Origin of the sequence: Polyangium mundeleinium (genome assembly GCF_028369105.1) — a bacterium.
GTDB classification, from domain to species: domain Bacteria; phylum Myxococcota_A; class Polyangia; order Polyangiales; family Polyangiaceae; genus Polyangium; species Polyangium mundeleinium.
Window position 1 is genome coordinate 3,662,243 of record NZ_JAQNDO010000001.1, and the last position, 16,183, is coordinate 3,678,425.

A 16,183-nucleotide genomic window follows, 5' to 3' on the forward strand; every position below is an offset into this window, starting at 1 on the left:
TCGAGGTCGGCGCGGACGAGGGAACGGCCTCGTCGAGGTCAAGGCCCCGCGAGCACCACGCCCGACGTGCGCGGGCGGGCCACGCAGGCCAGCACGTACCCCGATTGCTCCTCGTCGGGGCTCAACCCCTCGACGCACGACTGCTCGACCTCTCCGGCGAGACATCGAAGCTTGCAGGTGCCGCAATCCCCCACGCGGCACGAGGTCTCGATGGGTACGCCCGCCGCAGTCGCGGCTTCGAGGATCGTCGCGCCCGCCGGGACGGGCACCCAATGCTCCTTGCCGTCGAGCCGCAAGGTGACGAGCTGCGCCTGCGTGTCGCCCGCCGCGTCGGGACGAGCGAAAAACTCCTGGAAGATGCGCTCGGGGGGGACGGAGAGCGCCCGCAGCGCCTCGCCCACGACCGCCATCAGGCCCTCGGGGCCGCATACGTAGAATTCGGCAGGTTTTCCCTGGGCGAGCTCGCCGAGCAACGTGGTCGCTCGCGCGGCGTCGAGGCGCCCCGGGAGCCCGCCCATGCCCGCGGCGCCTTGCTCCAGAACGTGTACGACGTCCAATCGCCCTCCACTCTCCTCGATGAGGCGATCGAGCTCGGCGCGCAGGAGGATCTCCTCCGGCGCGACGTTGCAATCCAGGAGCGACACCGTGGTGTCCGGCTCGCCATGCAAGAGCTCGCGCATCATGGCGTGGATCGGCGTGATTCCGCTGCCCCCGGCGACCAGGACCGCGTGCCGCCCCCCGGCGCGCGGCTCGACACAAAAACGTCCCTGGGGCCCGGAGACGGCCAGGATCGAGCCTGGGGCCGCATGTGCGTACAGGTGATTCGACACGACGCCGCCGCGGACCCGCTTGACGAGGATGGAGAGCGGGTCCGCGCGGCCGGGGCTCCCCACGAGCGAATACGAGCGCGGGTGAACGCGCCCGTCGACGGGCACGTGGAACGTCAGGTACTGGCCTGCGCGATAAGGGAGCGGCGCGGGCGGCGAGGCGAACACGAGCTCGACCGACGAGGGCGTCGGCCTTCGCACGGATTCGAGGGTCAGGTGGAATCGTTCGGGTTGCATGGTCTTCAGATCCGAACGGGGAGCTCGAGGCAGCCATGAATGAGGGGCGACGGGGTCGGCACCGCCGAGCGCTCGGGATCGACGCGGAGCTCCGGGAAGCGGCGATAAAGCGCGGGGACGGCGATTTTCGCTTCGAGGCGCGCCAGGGGCTCGCCGAGGCATTTGTGAATGCCACGGCCGAAGGAGAGGAGGTTCTTGGGGTTGCGATCGGGGAGGAAGCGCTCCGGATCGTCGAAGACGCGCGGATCGCGGTTCGCGGAGAGGCTGAGAGGCCAGACGCGGCTGCCGGCGGAAATGGTCACGCCGTGGAGCTCGATGTCACGGCGCGCGATGCGCGGGGCGCCGGTGGCGGGACCTCGGCACCGCAGGACTTCCTCGAGGACCCTCGGCGCGCGGCCGAGGTCGGCGAGGAGGAACGCCTTGGCCTCCGGAGTCTCGCTGAGGCAACGCACCGTATTGTTGAGCAGGTTCGTCGTGGTCTCGTGCCCGGCGAACAGGAAGAGGGGGCCCATGGCGACGAGCTCGCGATCTTCGATATTCGCGCCGGCGCCCTGGCTGCGAAGGAAGTCGCTGGTCAGATCATTGCCGAGGGCGCCCGTGCGCCGCTTTTCGGCGACGAGGGCGGCATAATACGCGGCGAGCTCCTGGCCGGCCCGCTGCGCCTGCTCTTGTTTTCCCTTGGTGCCGATGTGGACGACATCGTCCGCGATGCGCTGGAACGTCCTGAAATCGGAGCGCGGGACGCCGAGGAGCTCGGCGATGACCATGGCCGGCAAGGGGCCGGTGAAGGCGCGGACGAGATCGAAGGCCCCGCCCTTGTCCGCCATTTCGGCGAGCAGCTCGTCGCAGAGCTCCTGGATCCGCTGCTCGAGCATGGCCACACGCCGGGGCGTGAAGGCGGGCTGCGCGAAGGCGCGGAGGCGCGCGTGGTTCGGGTCGTCCTGGAAGACCATGGACGCCGTCGAAAATGCATCGGGCGGCATCTTCAGCGGGTTTTCCGACGAGAATGCATCGGCGTCCTCCATCGCGCGTTTGACGTCCTCGTATCGGAACAAGAGCCAGGAATCCATGACCTCCGCCCAGAGGACGGGGGCCTTTTCCCGGAATTCTCGGTACATCGGGAAGGGATCGAGCAAGATCTGGGTGTCGAGGAGCATGCGCACATGAATGAATCGGCCGTCGACATGCGGCAATGACGGGATCCGGGCAAGAGATGACCAATCTCGGTCACCCGCGTCCGCCGCTCGTGTATGTTCGCGGGCGATGCTCGATCTCGACGCCGTCGTCATGATCATGGCCATTGCGCGGGACGGATCCCTCGCGCACGCAAGCCGGACGCTCGGGCTTCCGCGCACGACGCTCACCCGTCGCGTGGCCCTGCTGGAGGATGCGCTCGGCGTGCGGCTCGTCGAGCGAAGCCAGCGGCATCTTCGTCTCACCGAGGCGGGAAGGCTCCTCGTCGAGCAAGGCGCGCCGCTCGTGGACGCCGCGCGGCAAGTCGAAGCCACGCTCCAGGCGAGCACGCATTTCCGCCTGCGCACCGCAGTGCCGCCCGGCGTGGGCATGGATCTGCTCGAGCCCCTTCTGAAGCCCGACGACGAGGCGCTCGCCGGTCTCGGGCTGGAAATCATCTACACGGACCGGGAGATGCACCCCATTCGAGACGATTTCGATCTGGTGGTCGGCCTGGTGCCGCCCACCGACGGCACCCTCTACTGTCGCTCCTTCCTGCGATTTTCGTGGGCGTGCTTCGCGGCGCCGGCCTATCTCGCCGCGCGAGGCACGCCCACGCGCGCCACGGACCTCGCCGCGCATTCCTGCATCGCCTTACGCATTCCCGGCGGCGTCTCTCCCTTTTTCTGGCCGGTCCGGGCCGGCATGGGCTTGCGGGTGAGCCCGTGGTTCGTGTCCAACAGTATGCACGCCGCGCTCCAGATGGTGGTCGCGGGCAGGGGCATCGGGCTCTTGCCGGACATCCCTTTCGCGACCACGAGCAAGCTCGTCCCGGTGCTGCAAGACGAGATCGGCGCCGAAGGGGAGTTCTTTTTGTCGATGGGGCAACGCCTCAACGATTCGAAGCGCGGACGTCGAATCCGGATCCTCATCGAAAAGGCGCTGCGCCACCTGCGCCAGACCGGCGGCGCGCGGACCAGATAAGTGGGAGCCACGCGCGGAGCGTTCCGCCGGCCTCGCGCTTCTCAGGTGTCGATCGGCGCCTCGTCGTCCGCGCCGCCGTTTTCCCCCGCGTACCGCCGCTCCGCCCGCTCCGACGCGCGCATCACCGGCCTCCGGATCGCCTCGATGTACTCGGCCGGCGCCTCCGACAGCTCCAGGTTCGAGAGCACCTGCGACACCACCCGCAACCACAAGCTGCGCGCGGCTTGCGGCGACAGCATGCCCTCGGGCTTCGCCGCCTCCTTCGCGAGCAGCTCCGTCCGCGCGGTCTCCAGCTCGGCCAGCCGCGCGCCCGTCGCGATCCACGCGTCCACCACGTCGCGCAGCGTGTGCGGCGGCGCGCCCGCCGGGATCTCCCCGAGGAACTCGCACATCCAGGGCTCCTCGTCCCGGATGAGCCGCGCGACCCGCGCCGTGTTGCCCGACTCCGCGAGCAGCGACGCGTTCACGATCGCCAGGCCCGTCGGGAACAACTTGCGCGAGATGTCCCGGGCCCGCGCGGCGCGCGCGAAGTCGGGCGGGTGCCCCGCGAGGTAGAGCTCGGCCCGCGCGTCGAGCGAGAGCGAGATCGCCCGCGCGAGGTGATCGTGCCGCGCGTCGACGACCGTCTCCTCTTCGAGGATCGACGCGAGCGCCGTCGGCGTGGCCTTCGTCTGCGGGAGGGTGATCACGGCCTCGTACGCCTTCAGCACCTTTCCGTGAAGCGGCGCGATCTCCGGGATGGCCAGGAACACGCTCTTGCGCTTCGTCTCGTCCACCCAGGGCGCGACGATCGCGATCATCTCGTCGATGTTGAGGTGCTTCAGCAAAGTGAGCCTCCTGCCGATGAGGACGCGTACATGATGGCGTGCTCCCCGAGGGGGTTGTCAACAGCGGAGAGGTTCGGGAGCGGGGGCGGGAGGCGCGCTCATCGGTCTGCCGGCTCGGACCCGAGCCAGGCGGCGGTGGCGGGATCGATGCGGCTCTTGCGCACGGGGGGAATGTAGAGCGTCGAGGCTGGCGTGACCCTGGCTTCCGCGAGCTTGCCGAGGCGCAGCCGCTCGATACGCGGCGCGCAGCCAATGTAGATCGCGGCCTCGTAGATCGTCACGACGTGGTCGGCAGGGTATTCCTCGCAGAGCCGCGCCACGAGGAAGGGGAGCTTGTGGTGGCTCGCGCCTTCGCGACGGTACGTGTGGTCTCCGAACGACCCGATCTGCCAGAGCACGAGCGCCGTTGTGGGATCGATGCGCTTTCGATGAAGCACGAAATGCGTCGCCTCGTAGCTCTGCATGCCCTGGTGACCAGGATCGATGCCGAGGTCGGCGAACAGGCAATCCTCCGCCGAGATCGCTGGCAGCATTGTCGCCGGATACCCCTCGTCACGCGCGCGCTCGATGGCCAGGTGCCCCGGATAAGCGAACACGCCCGGATGCCCGTAGAACACCACGCACGTCCGCTGGCCCCCCCTTACCGAGTCGAGGATGCGGTCCACCATCGCGTGATACGTCTCTCCACGCGGCTTGCCCTCACCGTAGAGCACCGTGAGCGACTCGGCCGACGGCGATAGCTCCTTGATCACACGCTCGGCGACGAGATCCGCGACCACGTAGAGCACCTTGTCCGACGCCTTGATCCAGGCGATCGCATTTCCCGTGAGATGCTCGGTCGTCCTGATTCCGGTCCCCACGACGACGAGCGAGCCATTACCTTCGAGCATCCATTCCTCCATCCCTCGCCCCGACGCCGAGGCACGCATGATCATCCGATGAGCGCCGGCGACTGCACCCGGGCTAGTCCTGGCAGCCGAGCGCCACCGCGCGCTCCGCGGCTGCCTTCGCGGTCGTCGACTCGTCCGCCTGGCCCCACCGCCGCAGGACCACCTTGTACGCCGCGCACGCCTCTGCCTTCTCCTTGAGCCTCTCGCGCACGACGCCGAGACGGTACGTCGCAAGGGTGTGCCTCAGCGGGTCGTCGAGCGCCGTGCACGAGCGCGCCGCCGACTCGAGGCGGGGCAGCGCCTCGTCGTACCGACCCGCGAGGAATGCGACCTCCCCGAGCACCGCCGTGACCATTGAGATGTCTGCCTGCGGATAATGCACGTGCGGGCGCTTCAGCACGCTCCCCGCGAGCGCATCGCGGCCCTGCTGCGGGGTGCTCGCGGTCGCGGCCGTTCCCATCAGCCAGAGCACGCTCGGATCCGCCTCCTTGCCCTGCCACTCACGCTCCCACCCCGCGCGAGCAGCCTCGTACGCCGCCGCGTCCAGCAGTCCCGCCCGATGTTTGGCCGAAAAGAGCAATGCCTGGGCATCGTCCCAAGGCCTCCACTTCAAAGGACGAACCCACGCAGCTCGCTGCGAGAGAAACTGCTCGGCCACCTCCCCCGCCTTCCGGTCCTGCCCCATCTCCCAATAAAGCCGCACCAGCGCGAGCGCCGGCACGGTGTGCTTCTCCTCCTGCGATTCGCCGATGATCTCCCGTTCGAAATCCTTCGCGAGCCGCTCGGCCTCGTCGAAATGCCCGGAGAGGATCGCGAAGTTGATCCGGAGCTTCGCCGCCGCCTCCGGCATGTCCGCCTCGCGAAACCGCCGGACCGCCTGATCCACCGCCGCGCCCACCGCGCTGAGCGGCTGGCCCGAAGCCTCCAGGGCCACCGCCAGCTCCTGGTACGCGAGCGGCGAGGCCTGCTCTTTCGTGATCCACCGGCGCGCGTCCGGCTCGAGGCGGCTGCACCTGCCCATGATCCTCTGGAAGCGCAGCCGCTCGATGACGCAGTCCGTCGCCAAGGGCGCCAGCTCCACGCAGCGATCGAGCGCATCGATCGCTTCGGGAATGCGCTCGTCGCGGAAGAGCGCCAGCGCGCGCGCTTGCCAGCAGTCCGCATACCGCTGATCCAGCTCGAGGCAGCGATCCACGAGCTCGAGCGTGCGCTCGGGCGAGGCATCCGGCTGCACCGCGTGGAGCAGCAAGACGAGCTCCGCGTCGCCAGGGAAGCGCTGCGTGGCCGCTTCGAGCCGGGCGGTCGTCGCGGCCTGATCGGGCGGATCGCGCTGGATCAGCGGCTCGAACGCGTCGAGCAGCACCTGGTCCCGCGCCGGCATCGTCGCGCGCAGCTCCACCGCGCGCTGGAACGCCACGCGCGTGCTCGTCGTCTTGCCACGAAACCGATCGATCACCGCGAGCCGCAGATGAGCCGCCCCGAGCGTCGGGTCGAGCTTGGCCGCCCTCTCGAAGGCGCTGTACGCGAGCCCCCATGAGGCGTCGCGGATGCTCTGCAATCCCTGGCGATAGGCCGCGAGCGCCTCGGGGCTCGAGCTCGAGGGCAACTCGAGCTCGGTGACCGCGGTGGGCTTCGTGGACGGCGCAGCCGCCACTGCCGGCGCAGCCGCCGCCGCCGGCGCAGCCGCCGACCTGCGGCGCACGCGCGACACGATGCCCGTGGCGAGGACGACCAAGCCGGTGAGCGCGAGCGCCACCGCCGCCACGAGCTGCCACCGACCCTGCACCGACGCCCGAAGCGTGGGCCCGACCGCCACTGCCGTCGGCGACTCCACCGTGTTCGCGAACGGCGGGCGCTCGGGCGGTGCCGGCGCCGACGTCTCGATCCGCACCGAGGGCGGCTCGAAGGGCGTCGCGCGCTTGCCCGTGACCGGCGAGGGCGACCGGATCGTGTTCATCGGCGCTCCGCCCGCCTCGGGCCTCGGCGTGGCGGAGCGAGACGTCGGGGCCGCGAGCGGGCGAGGCGCCTCGAGCGTCTCCGGCTCGTGTCCGACCGCGGCCGCGCCCGAGCGCGTCGCTGAGGGCGCGCTCGGGTCCTCATCGGCATCCGCGTCGGCGATGCGCACGATGTCGGGGATGGCGAGAAACTCGCCCGTCACGAAAGGTACGAGTGACTCGATGACGTGGTCCATCGACGGGAAGCGATCGGCCGGGCGCTTCGACACCGTGCGGCGCAGGGTCCGCTCGACCGTAGCCGGCACGATGCCGTGGAGCGACGGCGGGTCGTCGGCGAGGATCGCGGACAGGAGCCGCACCCCATCGAGTCCCGGGCCGAAGGGGACCTTGCCCGTGAGCAGCTCGTACGCGAGCACGCCCCAGCCGAACTGGTCGATGCGCGCGTCGACCGCGTCGCCGCGGAGCTGCTCGGGCGCCATGTACGCGGGAGTTCCCACCATCATCCCCTCGCCGGTGAGCGTGTCGCTCTTGCGGTTCGAGGGTGGCTCGAGATCGTCCTCGCCCGGCGTGGACCCGCGCGTAGAGAGCCCGACGCGCATCCTGCGCGCGATACCGAAGTCGAGCACCTTGATCGTGCCGTCGTCGCGAAGCATCACGTTCTCGGGCTTGATGTCACGGTGGACGATCCCCTCGCGATGAGCCGCCGAGAGGGCCCGAGCGACGTCGACGAGCCAGCCGAGCCGACGTGAAGAGGTCGTGCGGGCCGCGATGAGCTGGCGGAGCGAGACACCGTCGACGAACTCCATCGCGAGGTACGGCGCACCGTCCAGCTCGCCGATGTCGTAGATGGCGACCGAGTTCGGATGGCTCAACGCGGCTGCGGCGCGCGCTTCGCGGAGCAGGCGACCTTCGGCGCGCTGCCAGGCCTCCGGCTCCACGGCGCCCTGCTTGCGCAAGAGCTTGAGGGCTACGCGGCGCTCGAGCCGTGTGTCGCGCGCCTGATACACCTCGCCCATCCCCCCCTCGCCGAGGGGAGCTTCGATGACGTAGCGATCGACCGTATCGCCTGGGCGCAGGCGCATGGCGTCATGGTATCGCGGACTCGTGACGATTCGCGAAGATCCGCTCTCGATTGTTCCTGGGCAACCTTGGGAGACGCGCGACGTGCGACGTGAGGCACGTACGCCGACTCTTCATGACTCCCCTCGCCGCTCGGTCAAGGAGGGTCAGGAAAACTGTCGGCTGTCCGGGGAGCGGACCGATATGGGTGCGCGTACGGATGCGGGCCCGGTATCCGGCGAGCGCGACGAAAGCGGGCCGCGTACGGAGTCCGGAGAGCGCGTGGACAACGTGCCGCGCACGGACAAGGGGTTGGGGGGGTCGGAGGCTCGGCTCGACAGGGGCGCACGTGTCGACAGCGGCGCGCGTGTCGACAGGGGCGCGCGCGTCGACAGCGGCGCGCGCGTCGACAGGGGGCCGGCGTCGGAGGCGCGTGCCTCCACCGTGGGGCAGCCGAGCATGTACGGGCACGACCACGGCGAATGCATTGAGGCGGCATCCGGACTGTCGGCCCGAAGGCGCTCGAAGATCGCTTGCGGCTGCGCCGAGTGTACGGCCGCTCGATCGACATCCGAGACGCCCGCGATGCGCATGGTTTCTTCAGGATTCAGGTAAAACCTCGCCAGCAAGGAGTGGTCGAGGGCCATGTCCGCAAAAAACTTGAGGAGGGACTGTGTCATTGTTCGCTCCCTACTAACTACGATCTCGTAGGTGGTGCTGGCGGCGGAGCGTGGGGTACGCGAAGCGCGTAGAAAATACCTGCCAGCGACGCGAGGATACGGGTCTCTCCGGGCCGTCGCAAGCCCGGGAGAACGACCTCGCGCTTTCTTTTCGCGCGGTTGTTCTCTGGGCGCGCCCGTTTGCGTCAGAACTCTGCCAGATCTGCGTGCATCTATCCCCTCACGCAGGACGTCTCCCGCTTGGCATGACGCACCCCACGGGGGCCTCGCGCGGAAATCGAGCTCGTCATCGAATTTTCTTGCACTGCGAGCACACGCGTGCTGCAGAGCCGCAGCCCGCGTGAAGCGCCCGCGTAGGAGAAGCGCGCCGCACTGTCTCGCCGCTCAGGGCGGTTCTGGGCGGAGAATGAATCGCATTCCAACCGGCCGGAGTATTGGCGAGGATGCGCTTCATGCCGGACCCCGGGACCCCACGGACCCTGGCGAAGCTCGTTCGAGAGATCAAGGTTCGCGAGCTCCACCCGGAGGCGTTCCAGGCCCTCTGGCATGACGACATGCACGGCTGGAAGTTGTGCTTCGACGTCGTGCATCGCGCCGGAGCGTCCCCCTCGGCGCACCTCACCACCACGACGCGACCTCGGGCGTGGCGACGAGGCCCGCGAAAAGGGCGAGCTCGTCCTCGCGGGGCACGATCTGGTTCACCTCGACGTGCACCTCGGGGCGCGGATCGCGGCGCTCCTCGACGGCTACGCGTACGCCCCGTTCGACGGCCGTCCCCGCGAAGCCTTTCGAACCGTCGCGTCGCGCGCGTCGAAGTGCTCGCGCAGCGCTGCGCCGATGCCCTCGACGAAGGAGAGGTCCGCTCCGCCCTCGCGCGCCTCGAAGAGCTTGGATACGTCCACCTGAGCGGAGACGAGGCCCGCCTCACGAACAAGGGGTACGCCGTCCTCTGAGTCCGAAAGCAGCGCCACCGCAAGAACAGCCGACGGGCGGCTGAGCGGGTGGTGCCCCGCACAGGCGGGGCCCTCTGACACCTTGGCGCGCCCATAAGCGCGGCCGCCTTCGCGTACGTGCGATGTAACCGCTCGTAACCGGCGGCGCTCCTCGCCTCAATGTATACTGCCGCCGTCAGCTCGATGCGCTCGTGGGATAGCGCTCGAGACCCGGCCCCGTGCATTGCTGCGCGGAGGCCACGGAAATCATGCGTCCATCGAGCGCGGCTCGACGGATACAAAGGAGACGGCATTGATTCGCAAGAAGCTCCTTCGGGGTTTGGGTGTGGCTACGGTGATCCTTGCCGCGGCGGCATGCCAAGGTACGGACGCGGGGGTGGACGATGTGCGCGACAGGCACAGTTCGGACATCCCAGCGCATCTGGCAGCGCTGCCGGCTGCGGAGGTGGTGCAGCTCGACGACGACGCGATCCCGCGGTTCGTCATAGGGAACCTCGGCCTCCTCGCGACGGCGGATCCCGTTGAAAAGACCGATTTCGGCGCGGTTCTCTCGGACATCGCCCCGGTGTTCCGCGCGGACGCGAGCGAGCTCTCGCTCCGGCGTGCCCGAACCGACGAGGAGGGGGACCAACACGTCCGCTTCTCGCAGACCAAGAACGGCTTGCCCGTCCTCGGCGCGGAGCTCGTGCTTCATGTGCGGGACGGGGTGATCATCGCGGCAAACGGCGGCGCGCGGAGCGACCTACCGGCGGACGAGGTGCCCACCATCGAGCTCTCGGACGCGCTCGGCGCGGCCCGTGACGGTACCGAGGCGGCGGACGTCTTCGTGGGCAGCGAGGCGCCGCTCGCCTATTACGCTGCCGGAAAGCGGCTCGCGCTCGTGTATCAAGTCGACGTCCGCGGCCGGCTCGAGGACGGCACCCCGCTGCGGGACACCGTGCTCGTGGACGCGGCGGATGGCTCGATCGCGCTCCGGATACCGCACATCCACACCGCCAAGAACCGGCAGGTGTATTCGGCCGGCAATTTACCCGACTTCCCGGGGTTCCCCGTCCTCCCGGGCACGCTGGTGCGGAGCGAGGGGCAGGCAGCGAGCAGTGATACCACCGTCAACGTCCACTATGACTGGCTCGGCAAGACGTACGACTGTTACAAGAACCTGTTCGGCCGCGACTCCTACAACAACGCCGGCGCTGCGCTCGTCAGCTCCGTTCATTACGGCATCGACTACGTCAACGCGTACTGGGACGGGACGCAAATGGTGTTCGGCGACGGGGACGGCGTGACCTCCTCGAGCCTGGCTCACTCCATGGATGTGACGGCCCACGAGTTCACCCACGCTGTCACCGGCAGCGAGTCGAACCTCACCTCCTCGGGCGAGTCCGGCGGCCTGAACGAGGCGATGAGCGACATCTTCGGCGCGGTCTGCGAGTGGTACCGCGATGGCCAGGTCGTGAGCGGAAAGACGTGGATCGTGGGCGATGAGGTATGGACGCCGGCGATTCCGGGCGACGGCCTGCGCTACATGGCGAACCCTGCCCAGGACGGCGAATCCCTCGATTTCTACAACGCGAGCGCCGGCTCCGCCGACGTCCAGCTCAGCTCGGGCATCGCCAATCTGGCGTTTTACCTCCTCTCGCAGGGCGGCACCCACCCGCAGGGCAAGTCTTCCGTCAACGTGACCGGCATCGGCATCCTCAAGGCCGCCCGCGTCTTCTACAAGGCGAACGTCGACATCCTGACCTCGAGCTCGAGCTTCCTCGACGCCAAGAACGCGACGGTGCAGGCGGCGACGCAGCTCGGGTTCACCCAGGCGGAGATCGACGCGGTCACCAAGGCCTGGGATGCCGTCGGCGTCGTCCCGCCGCCGCCGCCCCCGGCCACCCTGCTCCAGAACAATGTGCCGCTGACCAACCAGAGCGGGGGCCTCGAAGGCTTCAAGTATTACACGCTCGATGTCCCCGCGGGCGCCACCAATTTGGTCTTCAAGACCAGCGGCGGCACCGGCGGCCTCCTCATGGACGTCCAGCTCGGCTGGCCTTCGTTGGGCCAGGCTTGCGTGCCGACCGGCAGCGGAACCTCGCTGACCTGCGCCGTTTCCAACGCCCAGGCGGGGACCTATTACGTGGCGCTCTTCGGCTTCCCCCCCTATTCGGGCGTCACCCTGAAGGGCTCGTTCACCGCGCCGGCGGCCACCACCGCCGACCTCGTGATCAACGAGATCGACTATGACACCGTCGGCACCGATGGCGCCGAATACGTCGAGATCTACAACCCGGCCGGCGGCGCCGTCAGCCTCTCCGGGTGCTCGCTGGTCCTCGTCAACGGCGCGAACGGCGCCGCCTATAGCACGTTCGATCTGAGCCCGGCCGGCTCCCTCGCCGCCGGGCAATACCTCGTGGTCGGGTCGAGCGCGGTGACGGTGCCCGCCAGCGCGAAGAAGATCAATTTCGCGACGTCGGCGAACGTCATTCAGAACGATACGGAGGGCGTGGCACTGGTGTGCGGCTCGAGCGTCGTCGACAAGCTCTCCTACGAGGGCAACGTTACCGCAGCGATCCTTCCGGGCGTGGGCACCGTGAGCCTGGTGGAGGGGACGGCGTTCGCCACCGCGGATAGCAACACCGTGACCCGCTCGCTTTGCCGCTTGCCGAACGGCGCCGATACGGACAACGCCTCGGTCGACTGGGGCACCTGTTCGAGCCTCACCCCGGGCGCTCCCAACTGAACAGGTGGCGAGGCGGTTCGGGGGGTGATGCTGGGCCTGCCTGGAAGGCATGGATCCCTCCGCAGGCCCGGCAGTCGGTCACGGCGGTTTTGCGAGCGAGGCGGGGACGCGCGTGTACGACGTCACCCCGACACCACTTCCTCCGTCGTGCTGCTCGCTCGACCCGCCGTCGCGGAACAGCGCCCCGCCCTTGCGGAACAGCGCCCCGCCGTCGCGGAACAGCGCCCCGCCGTCGCGGAACAGCGCCCCGCCGTTGTGGAACAGCGCCCCGCCGTCGCGGAACGCCGCCCCGCCCTTGCGGCGAGCGTCGTTGTCCTTGGCGCGAGCGTCGTTGTCCTTGACGCGAGCGTCGTTGTCCTTGACGCGAGCGTCGTTGTCCTTGGCGCGAGCGTCGTTGTCCTTGGCGCGAGCGTCGTTGTCCTTGGCGCGAGCGTCGTTGTCCTTGGCGCGAGCGTCGTTGTCCTTGGCGCGAGCGTCGTTGTCCTTGGCGCGAGCGTCGTTGTCCTTGGCGCGAGCGTCGTTGTCCTTGGCGGGTCCTGATCAAACTTGATCAGCCAGTTCGTCCGGCCGAACGGAGGCGACCATGAGCGATGACCGTCTCACGGTCACGGACTACTCGGATGTCCGTGCTGCAAGCCGCGAAGCCTCGACCGCGCTCGCCCGGAGCGAGAAAGCCGCGGAGCGGCTGTTGAGCGGCGAGCCGTGGACCGCGGCGGCCCTACACGAAGCACTCGTCGCGTTCCAGGAGACGTGCGCGGCGCTGGAGGCGGTCGGGCGTCACGTCGCCGATCTCCCGTCCTCTCCCGTCAAAAACTAGGCCCACCGCGGGGCGGCGCTGCACGCTCGTGGGCAACATGACACCGATCGAACGTCTGCTGTCTGAGCTCATCGACGACGAAGAACACCGCGCCACCTACCACGACATCTCGACGCCAATGATGCGGCTGGTGGCCCTGTTGCATGACTCCAAGCCGCTGAACGAAGCCATCGGCTCTGGCGACGCGCAACGGATCGCGGCTGCCAAAGAGCCGTTCGAGGCGATCGTGACGGAATTGAGGGCCATCACGGCCGAGCTGGCGCCAAGCCTTGAGCGCGCAATGGCCGAACGCGGATGGCCCGAGGCGCAGCGCGTCGATCTGCGTCAGTTCGTGGCGAAGACGCTGGACTTCTACACCCAGTTCATCGGGCGCCTGAACAACCCAGCCCAACTGTTCGATTCGATCGGCAAGCCGATCGGCGACGCCTGAACGCGTGGCGCGGACCGAGCTTGTCCGCCCTCGCGTTGGCACGGTTGACCTCTGGATCGGCGCCCCGATCTCCGCGGGCAAACGGTCCTACCTCGGACATTACGTGTCCGATGCCATTGCTGAATAACCACGAAAACCCGACGATTCGTGATAGATTCATCCCATCGAGTGAGCCGCTGAAACGGTCGAGTCGACGACGCGCATGGGGCGCGACGCGGCGCCCGTGGCGGTGCTCGTCGGGGTGCCGCGTCGTGGCGAACGTCCTGCCCATCGAGAAGCGCGTCGACGTGGTGCGCCACCTCGTAGAGGGCGCGAGCGTGCGCTCGACGTCGCGGCTCACGGACGTCTCGCTTCCGACGGTGCTCTCGACCCTGCTCCGCATGGGCGACGGCTGCGACCACCTGCACAACCTGCTCGTGAGGGACCTGGACATCCGCGAGATCGAACTGGATGAGATCTGGTCCTACGTGCAGAAGAAGCAGGCCCGCGTGACCGCCGAGGATCCGGCGGAGTTCGGCGACGCGTACGCCTACCTCGCCATGTCGCGCACGAAGAAGCTCATGATCGCCTACCGCGTGGGGAAGCGCGACGAGGCGAACACGCGGGCGTTCGTCGCCGATCTCCGGGCCCGGCTCGTGACGATCCCCGAGATCTCCACGGACGGCTGGCAGAGCTACCCCGTCGCCGTGGGGCAGAGCTTCGGCGGCGCGGTCGACCACGCCGTGATCCAGAAGGACTACTCGAAGAAGGGGCGGCGCGAGGGACCGGCGGACCACCGCTACGAGCCGCCCCGGGACCCGTTCATCACGAAGAAGACCGCGCACGGCGCGCCGAACCTCGACCGCGCGAGCACGTCTCACGTGGAGCGCGCGAACCTCACAGTCCGAATGCACGTCCGCCGCTTCACGCGGCTCTGCAACGGCTTCTCGAAGAAGATCGAGAATCACCGCGCGGCCGTCTCGCTCCACGTCGCCTGGTACAACTTCTGCCGCGTGCACGAGTCCCTTCGGGTGACGCCGGCCATGGAGGCGGGCATCACGGATCACGTGTGGTCCGTGCAGGAGCTTGTCGAGCGTGCCCTCGCTGCGGAGCCGTGCGCACCCCCGGAGCCGAAGAAACTCGCGCCGCCAGCGTCCGCCCCGGGCGAGAAGCCCAGCGCGGCGCGGGAGCTGCCGAACGGCAAGGGGTGGCTCCGCGCCCTGCCCGGCGGGAAGGGCAAGCCGAGCGACGCCCCGCGGGCTCCTACGCCGCCGCCACCCGCGCCCCCGGCAAGGGTTGGGACGGGGGAGGCTCCGCGCGAGCCGCTACCGCCCCCGGGGACGCAGCTTGACCTCTTCGCGTGGCGGCCGCGGCCACGTCAACTCGGCTTATTCGATCCACCCTGAGAGCGCGTCGTCTTCCGCGGTCGCCCGGGCTTGGCCTCGGGCAGCCTCGCTTTCCGGAAGAGCACCCCGGGGGCCACGGCGAGCGCGTCCGCGAGCGCCACAACCACAGCAACGCCGACGTTCGTCTGGCCGCGCTCGACTCGCTGTAGGAAGCGCAGGTCAAGCTCTGCGGCTTCGGCGAGTTGCTCTTGGGTGAGTCCGCGCGAGAGTCGCAAACGGCGCACGTTCGCCCCGATGTAGCCGAGAACCTCGACGACGCGGGCGGAACGGTCCGTCACCCTCGCGGGTCTACGCCTTCGTCCTCGGCGGAATAACGGTCGATAGACCGTGTTTCGTTGACCTCGACGAACCCTCGGCTCTACCGTGATCGCTTCGCGAGGAGGGTCAGCCGTGAACGCGCAGCATCAACCGGGGCAGCAACCCGTGCAGGGGCAACCGCCGATCGTGCGGGTGACCGCGCCCGAACCGAAGGTTCCTACCTGGCTCGCCGCCGCCATCGTGACGAGCCTCGCCGGCGTCGCGGTTGTTGTCGTCGTGCGCCTCCTTCGCGAGGAGAAGCCAAAAGGGACGCCGATCGCGGTGACAACACCGCCGAAGCCAGGGACGTCGTGGTACACGGAGCCGCGCAAGCTGCCCGACATCGACCCCGAAGGGGACATGATGCGGGCGCTCATGGCCGAACCTACCTTCATTCGAGCCGTGCAGCGAACGCGTCCGCTGATGGCCGATCGAATGAACACGCCAAGCGAAGGCGCAACGCTGCTCGCCCTTTGGGCGCTTGCTCATCCACCCACGTGGGCGGACGTCGCCCCGGCACGCGACGAGACGAGCGTCGGCATGGTGCGCAAAGACTCCGACGGGGAGCGGGGGAAACGCTTGTGCGCGCCGGGGCAGATCATTCGGATCAAGGTCGAGCGCCTTCAGTGGGGCGCCGTGGCATCCGGCTCGCTCCTGACGGACGGCGAGACCTTGATCCACTTCTTCGCGCTGCGGGACACGGGGGCGCTCGTCGAGGATGGCAGGACGCGCTTCTGCGGCGTGGTGACCGGAAACCTCACGTTCTCGAACGAGCACGGGACGGCGGAGGGGATTCAGATGGTCGGGATGTTCGACCTACCGGCGAACCGGGCGGCGCCGAAGTAACTGCGCAGCACGCGCACGAACACACGGCAATTATCGCTGTTCCCAGACAGGTAGATGGCCCAATTCGTGCATGCGCGATATCGGCATGGCGCACG

At 68.7% G+C, this 16,183-nt stretch carries 14 protein-coding genes; 8 read left to right on the forward strand and 6 right to left on the reverse strand.

Going from position 1 to position 16,183, the window contains the following annotated elements; translation table 11 throughout:
• Positions 1 to 38: 38 nt before the first annotated feature.
• Together POL67_RS14655 and POL67_RS14660 are read right to left on the reverse strand one after the other, a co-directional pair.
• A complete protein-coding gene (locus tag POL67_RS14655; protein WP_271917974.1) occupies positions 39 to 1,064 on the reverse strand; it encodes a ferredoxin--NADP reductase in 1,026 nt (341 codons plus the stop codon).
• A gap of 5 nt (positions 1,065 to 1,069) precedes the next feature.
• Positions 1,070 to 2,221, reverse strand: a complete 1,152-nt coding sequence (locus POL67_RS14660) for a cytochrome P450 (RefSeq protein WP_271917975.1) — start codon at positions 2,219 to 2,221, stop codon at positions 1,070 to 1,072.
• A 106-nt stretch (positions 2,222 to 2,327) separates the two neighbouring features.
• Between POL67_RS14660 and POL67_RS14665 the strand changes: the two genes are divergently transcribed.
• Positions 2,328 to 3,221: a LysR family transcriptional regulator gene (locus tag POL67_RS14665; RefSeq protein WP_271917976.1), complete on the forward strand. Its 894-nt coding sequence runs from the start codon at positions 2,328 to 2,330 to the stop codon at positions 3,219 to 3,221.
• 41 nt (positions 3,222 to 3,262) lie between these two features.
• Here POL67_RS14665 and POL67_RS14670 read toward each other — a convergent pair whose 3' ends face one another.
• The 3 genes from POL67_RS14670 to POL67_RS14680 form a co-directional block, all read right to left on the reverse strand.
• Positions 3,263 to 4,048, reverse strand: a complete 786-nt coding sequence (locus tag POL67_RS14670; RefSeq protein WP_271917977.1) for a hypothetical protein — start codon at positions 4,046 to 4,048, stop codon at positions 3,263 to 3,265.
• 98 nt (positions 4,049 to 4,146) lie between these two features.
• On the reverse strand, positions 4,147 to 4,977 hold the full coding sequence (locus POL67_RS14675; RefSeq protein WP_271917978.1) for an SAM-dependent methyltransferase: 831 nt from the start codon (positions 4,975 to 4,977) through the stop codon (positions 4,147 to 4,149).
• Between the two features lie 34 nt (positions 4,978 to 5,011).
• Entirely contained in the window at positions 5,012 to 7,975 is a 2,964-nt protein-coding gene (locus tag POL67_RS14680) for a serine/threonine protein kinase (protein WP_271917979.1), read from the reverse strand.
• 1,203 nt (positions 7,976 to 9,178) lie between these two features.
• On the opposite strand from POL67_RS14680, the gene POL67_RS14685 reads away from it, so the two are divergent.
• The 6 genes from POL67_RS14685 (at position 9,179) to POL67_RS14710 (ending at position 14,945) form a co-directional block, all read left to right on the forward strand.
• Positions 9,179 to 9,538 (forward strand): hypothetical protein, encoded by a 360-nt coding sequence (locus POL67_RS14685; RefSeq protein ID WP_271917980.1) that lies wholly within the window; start codon positions 9,179 to 9,181, stop codon positions 9,536 to 9,538.
• A gap of 423 nt (positions 9,539 to 9,961) precedes the next feature.
• Positions 9,962 to 12,313 carry a M4 family metallopeptidase gene (locus tag POL67_RS14690; RefSeq protein WP_271917981.1) on the forward strand — a complete coding sequence of 784 codons (2,352 nt, stop codon included), beginning with the start codon at positions 9,962 to 9,964 and terminating at the stop codon, positions 12,311 to 12,313.
• Positions 12,314 to 12,460: 147 nt separating this feature from the next.
• Positions 12,461 to 12,853, forward strand: coding sequence for a hypothetical protein (locus POL67_RS14695; RefSeq protein ID WP_271917982.1), 393 nt, complete (start codon positions 12,461 to 12,463; stop codon positions 12,851 to 12,853).
• Between the two features lie 43 nt (positions 12,854 to 12,896).
• Entirely contained in the window at positions 12,897 to 13,130 is a 234-nt protein-coding gene (locus tag POL67_RS14700; protein WP_271917983.1) for a hypothetical protein, read from the forward strand.
• A gap of 37 nt (positions 13,131 to 13,167) precedes the next feature.
• Entirely contained in the window at positions 13,168 to 13,560 is a 393-nt protein-coding gene (locus tag POL67_RS14705; RefSeq protein ID WP_271917984.1) for a hypothetical protein, read from the forward strand.
• A gap of 251 nt (positions 13,561 to 13,811) precedes the next feature.
• A complete protein-coding gene (locus POL67_RS14710; RefSeq protein WP_271917985.1) occupies positions 13,812 to 14,945 on the forward strand; it encodes an IS1 family transposase in 1,134 nt (377 codons plus the stop codon).
• Here the strand turns inward: POL67_RS14710 and POL67_RS14715 are convergent.
• Positions 14,918 to 15,223, reverse strand: a complete 306-nt coding sequence (locus tag POL67_RS14715) for a helix-turn-helix domain-containing protein (protein WP_308789530.1) — start codon at positions 15,221 to 15,223, stop codon at positions 14,918 to 14,920. The genes POL67_RS14710 and POL67_RS14715 overlap by 28 nt on opposite strands.
• 112 nt (positions 15,224 to 15,335) lie before the next feature.
• Between POL67_RS14715 and POL67_RS14720 the strand changes: the two genes are divergently transcribed.
• A complete protein-coding gene (locus POL67_RS14720; protein ID WP_271917986.1) occupies positions 15,336 to 16,088 on the forward strand; it encodes a hypothetical protein in 753 nt (250 codons plus the stop codon).
• Positions 16,089 to 16,183 lie beyond the last annotated feature (95 nt).

Excerpts from the sequence above, each read along its gene's own strand:
- POL67_RS14665 (WP_271917976.1), top strand. The coding sequence starts at position 2,328 with ATGCTCGATCTCGACGCCGTCGTCATGATCATGGCCATTGCGCGGGAC.
- POL67_RS14700 (WP_271917983.1), top strand. The coding sequence starts at position 12,897 with ATGAGCGATGACCGTCTCACGGTCACGGACTACTCGGATGTCCGTGCT.
- POL67_RS14655 (WP_271917974.1), bottom strand. The coding sequence starts at position 1,064 with ATGCAACCCGAACGATTCCACCTGACCCTCGAATCCGTGCGAAGGCCG.
- POL67_RS14680 (WP_271917979.1), bottom strand. The coding sequence starts at position 7,975 with ATGCGCCTGCGCCCAGGCGATACGGTCGATCGCTACGTCATCGAAGCT.
- POL67_RS14705 (WP_271917984.1), top strand. The coding sequence starts at position 13,168 with ATGACACCGATCGAACGTCTGCTGTCTGAGCTCATCGACGACGAAGAA.
- POL67_RS14660 (WP_271917975.1), bottom strand. The coding sequence starts at position 2,221 with ATGCTCCTCGACACCCAGATCTTGCTCGATCCCTTCCCGATGTACCGA.
- POL67_RS14685 (WP_271917980.1), top strand. The coding sequence starts at position 9,179 with ATGACGACATGCACGGCTGGAAGTTGTGCTTCGACGTCGTGCATCGCG.
- POL67_RS14675 (WP_271917978.1), bottom strand. The coding sequence starts at position 4,977 with ATGCGTGCCTCGGCGTCGGGGCGAGGGATGGAGGAATGGATGCTCGAA.